At 67.9% G+C, this 1,687-nt stretch carries 6 protein-coding genes; all 6 read left to right on the top strand.

Annotation, left to right across the window (positions count from 1 at the left end; genetic code table 11):
- Nucleotides 1-249: 249 nt before the first annotated feature.
- From DFR74_RS35205 to DFR74_RS36495, 6 genes are read left to right on the top strand one after another with little or no spacing between them, the layout of a single operon-like run.
- Nucleotides 250-489: a hypothetical protein gene (locus DFR74_RS35205; RefSeq protein ID WP_067505068.1), complete on the top strand. Its 240-nt coding sequence runs from the start codon at nt 250-252 to the stop codon at nt 487-489.
- Entirely contained in the window at nt 482-634 is a 153-nt protein-coding gene (locus DFR74_RS36505) for a hypothetical protein (RefSeq protein ID WP_157115804.1), read from the top strand. The genes DFR74_RS35205 and DFR74_RS36505 overlap by 8 nt, the downstream gene beginning before the upstream one ends.
- The gene (locus DFR74_RS36500) at nt 627-788 is read left to right on the top strand and encodes a hypothetical protein (RefSeq protein WP_157115803.1); all 162 of its coding nucleotides are present in this window, start codon (nt 627-629) and stop codon (nt 786-788) included. Before DFR74_RS36505 ends, DFR74_RS36500 begins: the two co-directional genes overlap by 8 nt.
- A gap of 5 nt (nt 789-793) precedes the next feature.
- A complete protein-coding gene (locus DFR74_RS36855) occupies nt 794-1,234 on the top strand; it encodes a hypothetical protein (RefSeq protein WP_067505065.1) in 441 nt (146 codons plus the stop codon).
- On the top strand, nt 1,231-1,491 hold the full coding sequence (locus tag DFR74_RS35195; RefSeq protein WP_067505062.1) for a hypothetical protein: 261 nt from the start codon (nt 1,231-1,233) through the stop codon (nt 1,489-1,491). The genes DFR74_RS36855 and DFR74_RS35195 overlap by 4 nt, the downstream gene beginning before the upstream one ends.
- Nucleotides 1,488-1,628 (top strand): hypothetical protein, encoded by a 141-nt coding sequence (locus DFR74_RS36495; protein WP_157115802.1) that lies wholly within the window; start codon nt 1,488-1,490, stop codon nt 1,626-1,628. Before DFR74_RS35195 ends, DFR74_RS36495 begins: the two co-directional genes overlap by 4 nt.
- Nucleotides 1,629-1,687: the final 59 nt, after the last annotated feature.

The raw sequence follows: 1,687 nt of genomic DNA, 5'->3' as shown, positions 1-1,687 counted from the left end.
AGCCCGGAGCAGCGGCGGGCGCAGCTGGAGGGATACATCCGGTCGATGGACGCCTCGGTGCGGACCCGCGCACGCACGGCGCTGACCCAGGCTGGTCTGGCTGGAGACCGATGACCGTGGCTGAGCCGATCACCTACACCACAACCCGGCATCGGTGCCCGTTCTGCCGGTACTCGCGCACCCGCCGCGCGAGCACCGCCGCCCACATCGGACGTTGCCGTGTCTACGAGCTGCGGGAGGTGGGCGACCGTGGCTAGCTACACGCACCGCATCGTCACGAACCGCCGCCACATCTGGGCGATCCCGCACGCCGAGTACGGCGGCCACGGTGCCGCGATCGCCGAGGTCCAGAAGGCCATCACCGCCGCCGAACACGCCTACCGGGCCGCGACCGGCAAGGAACCGGCCTACGACGACTGGCTGCGTGTGTACGCGGCCGATGACGAGATCCTGCTGTGGTTCGACGAGGAGACCAAACCCCATGAGTGACAACATGATCCACTCTGCACTACCTCTGCGGCTGCTGAGTCTCGGCGCTGGCGTTCAGTCCACCGTGCCCGCCCTGATGGCTTGTCGCGGCGACTGCGGACCGAACACCTACCTCACCACCACCGAGGAGGAGCGCCGTGGATGAGCCGCTCACTGCCCGCGATGAAATCCACGCGATCCGCGATGCCCTGTCTGACGCCGGATTCGACGTCCACGCCGTCCACGGCCAGCAGCTGACCTACTACTCCCCGACCGGCGACCGCTTCACGGTGCTCGTCACCAAGAACAGGAACAGGTGACCCCAATGACCCGTACCTTCTATCTCCAGCGCGACACCGACGTCACCGGATTCAGCGGTACCGGCATCGTCGCCGACGGCGTCGAATTCCCCGACGGCACCGCCGTCCTGCGCTGGCGCGGCGAGCACGCCTCCACCGTGGTCTGGCCCTCGGTCGACACCGCTCTCGCCGTCCACGGTCACGACGGCGCCACCCGCTTGGTCTGGACCGACGAAACCCAGGTCGAGCCGATGCCCGGCGAGTACAGCCAGCGCGGGTTCTTCCACTGGGAACCGGTCGAAACCGACTACGGCCACAAGGTGTTCGTCTACGAGTCCAGCGCCATCGTGCCGCACATGTGGCTGCGCATCCTGGAAGGCGACGACATCGCTGCCCATCTCTCCGTCGACCAGGCGCGCACCATCCGTGACCAGATCAGCGACTGGCTGAAACGGGCGATCCGATGACCGACACCTGCACGACCTGCGGGCACCCCGTCGACCCGCACCCGTACCGGCACCCGATCACCCGCCTGCACCGCCCCGCCGATGACGCGCGCACCGACCCGACGATGACCGAGGCCGACCGGATGGCGTGCGAGTGGTCGGACTACCGCAAGGCGTACGGCATCGGCAGCGACCCGCTGACAGCAGCGCACAAGGCATTCCGGGCGGGTTGGGAAGCCGCCACCGGCAAGACCTTCGAGGAAGGACCACTCCGATGACCATCGAACGCCTGCTGCGCATCCACGGCCACGACCACTGGTCGATGCGAGGCACCAAGACCAGATGGGACAAGCCGCACGGGAACGGCCCGATCATCCTGCTGTACGTCCCCACCGAGGAGGCCCGCAATGCCTGAGATCAACCCGCTCGATCGGCTCACGGTGACGATCGCCGACCTGAGCCGCGAGCCCGGCG

Origin of the sequence: Nocardia puris, assembly GCF_003315035.1 — a bacterium.
Lineage (GTDB): Bacteria > Actinomycetota > Actinomycetes > Mycobacteriales > Mycobacteriaceae > Nocardia > Nocardia puris.
Note: the sequence above shows the minus strand (reverse complement) of the source record. Positions and strands in the feature narration are given on the sequence as shown.